This is a genomic window from Burkholderia sp. LMG 13014 (assembly GCF_905232215.1).
Lineage (GTDB): Bacteria > Pseudomonadota > Gammaproteobacteria > Burkholderiales > Burkholderiaceae > Burkholderia.
On the sequence record NZ_CAJNKE010000387.1, the window covers coordinates 1 to 5,886 of the forward strand.

1 protein-coding gene is annotated in these 5,886 nt (G+C 67.5%); it reads left to right on the forward strand.

What is annotated here, in order from left to right:
* Positions 1 to 5,764: MG2 domain-containing protein (locus JYJ84_RS26735; protein ID WP_205189657.1), on the forward strand; the 5,764-nt coding region annotated here is incomplete at its 5' end.
* Positions 5,765 to 5,886 lie beyond the last annotated feature (122 nt).

Consider the following 5,886-nt stretch of genomic DNA (forward strand, 5'->3'; position numbering starts at 1 on the left):
CGAGCCCGAAACCGTCAGCTTCACCGTGAAGGCGCCGGCGATCACCACCTATGAGGTGGACGACACCGACAAGCCGAAGATCACCGTGCATCCGCTCGAAGTCGTGTTCGCGCAATCGGCGGCGCCGATCGAACAGGTCGGCAAGCCGGCCGGCGACGGCATCGAGATGACGCCCGCGCTGAAGGGCGCATGGGAGTGGGTCGACGACAAGACGCTGCGCTTCACGCCGGCGGCCGACTGGCCGGTCGGCGCGCACGTCGAGGTGCGTTTCGCGGTGCACCGGGTGTTCGCGCCGCAGGTGACGATGCGCGACGACCGTTTCGCCTTCGATCTGCCGGCGTTCGCCGCGACATTCGGCAACAACGAGTTCTACCAGAACCCCGACAATCCGGCGGAGAAGCAGGCGCTGCTGCAGTTGCACTTCAACTACCCGGTCGATCCGGCCGAGTTCGAGAAGCGCATCGGCCTCGTGCTGGTCGGCCGCGACGGCAAGAATTCAACGCCGCTGCGCTACACGGTCAACTACGACAAGATGAAGACGAGCGCGTGGGTCTACTCGCAGCCGCTCGAGATTCCGCGCGATCCGCTGGTGGCACGACTCGACGTCGACAAGGGCGTGAAGAGTGCGCGCGGCGGCAACGGCACGCCGGACGTGCTGCATGCGTCGGTCAACGTGCCGGGGCTCTACAGCCTGTCGATCGCCAACATCGCGCCGACGCTCGTCGACAACGAGCGTTACGAGCCCGAGCAGGTGCTCGTCGCTGAAGCGTCGGACGGCGTGCGCAGCGCCGACCTGGCCGCGCGTGCCAAGGCGTGGGTGCTGCCGAAGCGCAAGCCGGGCGTCGATCAGTCGGACGACGAGCCGCCGTACGAATGGAACGTGGCCGACATCAGCGATGCGGTGCTGAAGCAGTCGAAGCCGCTGCCGCTCGACGCGGTGCCGACCGAGAACGACTACGCGACGCTGCAAAGCTTCAAGTACCACGCGACGCCGGGCGATCGCATCGTCGTGCGTTTCGCGGGCGACCTGAAATCGGCGGGCGGCTACCTGCTCGCCGAGCCGGTGACGACCGCGTTCACGGTACCCGACTATCCGAAGCTGCTGCGCTTCATGGCCGACGGTTCGCTGCTGTCGATGAGCGGCAGCAAGCGGCTGTCGGTCGTGTCGCGCAACCTGCCGGGGATGAAGGTCGAGATCGGCCGCGTGCTGCCCGACCAGCTCCAGCATCTCGTGAGCTTCAACAACGGCACGTACGCGCGGCCCGAGCTGTCGTATTCGTTCAGCGAGGATCACATCGTCGAGCGCTTCGTGCAGACGCGCGCGTTCCCGGCCGGCGAACCCGGCAAGGCGCACTACGAAGGCATCGATCTCGGCCAGTACCTGAAGGGCGGCAAGCGCGGCGTGTTCCTGCTGCACCTGACGAAGTACGACCCGGCCGCCGAGAAGAAAAAGGCCGACGACGCGAAGGACAGCGATGCGTCGTCCGACGGCAGCCAGGATCAGTCCGACAACGCCGATTCGAGCGACAGCAACGGCAACGGCGACGACAGCGACAACGCGCTCGGCGACACGCGCCTGATCGTCGTGACCGATCTCGGGATGCTGGTCAAGAAGGCGCTGGACGGCAGCCAGGATGTGTTCGTCCAGTCGATCCGCACGGGCCGCCCGGTGGCGGGCGCAACGGTGTCGGTGCTCGCCGTGAACGGGCAGGCGCTGTTCACGCAGACGACGAGTGCCGACGGCATCGTGCATTTCCCCGCGTTCAAGGGGCTCGACCGCGAGAAGCGGCCGCAGCTGTATGTCGTGAAGAAGGACACCGACCTGTCGTTCCTGCCGGTGGCCGGCCGCGATCGCCAGCTCGATTTCTCGCGTTTCGACGTCGACGGCGAGCGCAATGCGACCGGCCAGGGGCAACTGTCCGCGTACCTGTTCTCGGATCGCGGGCTGTATCGCCCTGGCGATCCGTTCCACATCGGCCTGATCGTGCGCGCGGCGAGCTGGGCGCGCAGCCCGGCCGGCGTGCCGCTGCAGGCGGAGATCGTCGACCCGCGCGGGATCACCGTCGAGCGCAAGCCGGTGACGGTCGATGCGACCGGCTTCACCGAGCTCGGCTATACGACGGCCGAAACGGCGCCGACCGGCACGTGGACGGTCAACCTGTATATCGTCAAGGACGGCCAGCCCGGTGCGGAGCCGATCGGCAGCACGACGGTGCAGGTGAAGGAGTTCCTGCCCGACCGGATGAAGGTCGACGCGAAGCTGTCGCAGCAGGTCGTCGAAGGGTGGGTGAAGCCGAAGGGGCTGAAGGGTGTCGTCGATGCGCAGAACCTGTTCGGCACGCCGGCGGAGAAGCGCCGCGTCGCGGCGACGCTGACGCTGCGCCCGGTGTGGCCGTCGTTCCGCAGCTGGCAGGGCTATCGCTTCTTCGACGCACGTCGCGCGAAGGAGGGCTATACGACGACGCTGCAGGACGGCACGACCGACGACAAGGGTCATGCCGAGTTCGATCTCGATCTCGACAAGTACGCGGACGCGACCTACCAGCTCTACTTCCAGGCGAAGGCCTATGAAGCGGAAGGCGGGCGCAACGTCGCCGCGAACGCGCAGACGCTCGTGTCGAACAACGACTGGCTCGTCGGCTACAAGTCGGTCGACGATCTCGGCTACGTGAAGCGCGGCAGCCCGCGCACCGTGCGGCTCGTCGCGATCGATCCGAACGCGAAGGCGATCGACGTGAAGGACCTGCGCGCGCAGCTCGTCGAGGAACGCTATGTGTCGGTGCTGACCAAGCAGGATTCCGGCGCGTACAAATACGATTCGCGGCTGAAGGAAGTGCCGGTCGACGAGAAGCCGTTGACGATTCCGGCGGCCGGGCTCGACTTCACGCTGCGCACCGACAAGCCGGGCAGCTACGCGCTCGTGATCCGCAACGCGGACGGCGCCGCGGTGAACCGGATCGAGTATTCGGTGACGGGCGATGCGAACGTCACGCGCTCGCTCGACCGCAACGCGGAACTGCAGGTGAGCCTGGCGAAGCACGACTTCAAGCCGGGCGAGCAGGTCGAGATTGCGATCCGCGCGCCTTACGCGGGCAGCGGCCTGATCACGATCGAGCGCGACAAGGTGTATGCGCACGCGTGGTTCCATGCGGACACGACGAGCTCGATCCAGCACATCACGGTGCCGGCCGGCTTCGAGGGCAACGGCTACATCAACGTGCAGTACATCCGCGATCCGTCGTCCGATGAAATCTTCATGAGCCCGCTGAGCTACGGCGTCGTGCCGTTCTCGGTGAACCTCGACGCGCGCCGCAACGCGGTGTCGGTCGATGCGCCGGCGCTCGTGAAGCCCGGCGACACGGTGAATTTCACCGTGCATTCGGCGAAGCCCGCGAAGGTCGTCGTGTTCGCGGTCGACGAGGGCATCCTGCAGGTCGCGCGCTACAAGCTCGGCGATCCGCTGAAGTTCTTCTTCCGCAAGCGGATGCTCGAAGTCGGCACGTCGCAGATCCTCGACCTGATCCTGCCGGACTTCGAGAAGCTGATGGCGATGGCCGCGCCGGGTGGTGACGCCGACGATGGGATCGGCCGCCAGTTGAACCCGTTCAAGCGCAAGCGCGACAAGCCGGTCGTCTACTGGTCGGGGATCGTCGACGTGAACGGCGACACGCGCCTGAGCTACACCGTGCCCGACTATTTCAACGGCAAGCTGCGCGTGATGGCCGTGTCGGTGTCGCCGGACCTGGTTGGCACATTCGAAGGCGCGACGACGGTACGCGGCGATTTCGTGCTGTCGCCGAACGTGCCGACGACGCTCGCGCCGGGCGACGAGGCCGATGTCAGCGTCGGTGTCGCGAACAACCTGACGGGTGTCGGCAACCAGCCGGTGCCGGTCGCTGTCACGCTGAAGACGGGCCCGCAGTTGCAGGTGATCGGGCCGGCCACGCAGAACGTCGCGCTCGCGCCGCAGCACGAGGGCGTCGCGATGTTCCGCGTGAAAGCGACCGATACGCTCGGCTCGGGCGCGCTGTCGTTCGGCGCGCGCTACGGCGCGAAGGGCGCGCAGCAGCGCGTCGACGTGTCGGTGCGTCCGGCTGCCGCGTTCCGCACGCAGCTCGATATCGCACGCGTCGATCCGGGCAAGAAGGCGAACGTGCCGAACCTGCGCTCGATGTACGACGCGTATGCGTCGCGCGACGCGAGCATCTCGACTGCGCCGCTCGTGCTGTCCGAAGGGCTGTCGTCGTATCTCGTGAACTTCGAGCACTACTGCAGCGAGCAGATGGTGAGCGCGGCCGTGCCGCGCGTGTTCGCGGCGAAGTGGCTGTCGGTGCGTGCGCTGACGAGCGCGATGCATGCGACCGACCCCGGTGCCGATACGGCGAATGCGGCTGCGATCACGCAGTTCCTCGGCGTGCTGCGCAGCCGGCAGAACGCGCAGGGCGGGTTCGGCCTGTGGAGCGCGACGCCCGACGCCGACCCGTTCGTGTCCGCGTACGCGATGCACGTGCTGCTCGACGCGCGCGAGCGCGGCATCGCCGTGCCGAAGGACATGCTCGACGCGGGCAACCAGTATCTGCAGAAGCTCGCGGCGAACGATTCGCTCGGCTCGCTCGACCTGCTGCGGCAGCGTGCGTACGCGGTGTATCTGCTGACGCGCCAGGGCAACGTGACGACCAACAGCCTCGCGGCCGTGCAGAAGCGGCTGCAGGATGCGTATCCGAACGACTGGAAGAACGATCTCGCGGCCGCGTGGCTCGCCGCGTCGTATCAGTTGCTGAAGCAGGACAAGGAAGCCGCGGCACTGATCGCGGGCCCGCAGGCGCTGCTCGAGCGCAAGCGCGCGTCCGATGGCGGTTACGTGACGGGCTACTACCTCGATCCGCTGACGCGCGACGCGAGCGTGCTGTACCTGATCGCGAAGCACTTCCCGGAACGCGTGCGCAAGCTGTCGCCGCGCGCGATGGACAACCTCGCCGCGCCGCTCGTCGACAACCGCTTCAACACGCTGTCGTCGGCGATGACGATCCTCGCGCTCGATGCGTATGCGGCGTCGAGCGCGGGCCAGCTCGACCAGCTCTCGATCGACGAGGTGCGCGCGGGTGCCGCGCCGAAGGACGTGTCGTCGATCCAGGCGAACCTCGTGCGCTCGGGTACGTGGTCGGGCGGTGCATCGCGTGTCGACTTCGTGAACGGCAGCACGCTGCCCGCATGGTGGGTCGCGAGCCAGTCGGGCTACGACCGCGGCACGTCGACGAAGGCGATCAAGAACGGGCTGGAGATCGTGCGCGACTACACCGACACGGACGGCAAGCCGCTCGACAAGATCACGCTCGGCCAGGAGATCGACGTGCACGTGAAGATCCGCGCGACGGGCTCGGCGAACGTCGGCAACGTCGCGATCGTCGATCTGCTGCCGGGCGGCTTCGATCCGGTGATCGCGCCGCCGCCTGTCACCGACACGCAGGACGGTGACGGCAACGGCGATGGCGGCGCGTCGGCACCAGTGGCCGATGCACCGTGGCGTTCCCCGATCGGCGTGAAGGGTTCGACGTGGCAGCCGCAATTCGCGGACGTGCGTGAGGATCGCGTGGTGATCTACGGCACCGCGACGACCGACGTGCGCGAGTTCGTCTACCGGATCAAGGCGAGCAACGCGGGCCGCTTCATCGCGCCGCCGGCATACGGTGAGTCGATGTACGACCGCCGCGTGCAGGCGCAGGCGCCCGGCGGCACGACGCTGACGGTGGAGCGCGTGCGATGACGATGTGGCTGCAACGTCGTTACAGGTTGCGCCGGCTGCGAGGAGCGCCCGCGCGTGGCTGACGCTTCCGTGCTCCGGCGCGCGCTGCACGGCGCCGGCCGCTGGCTGCATCGCTGGCAGAA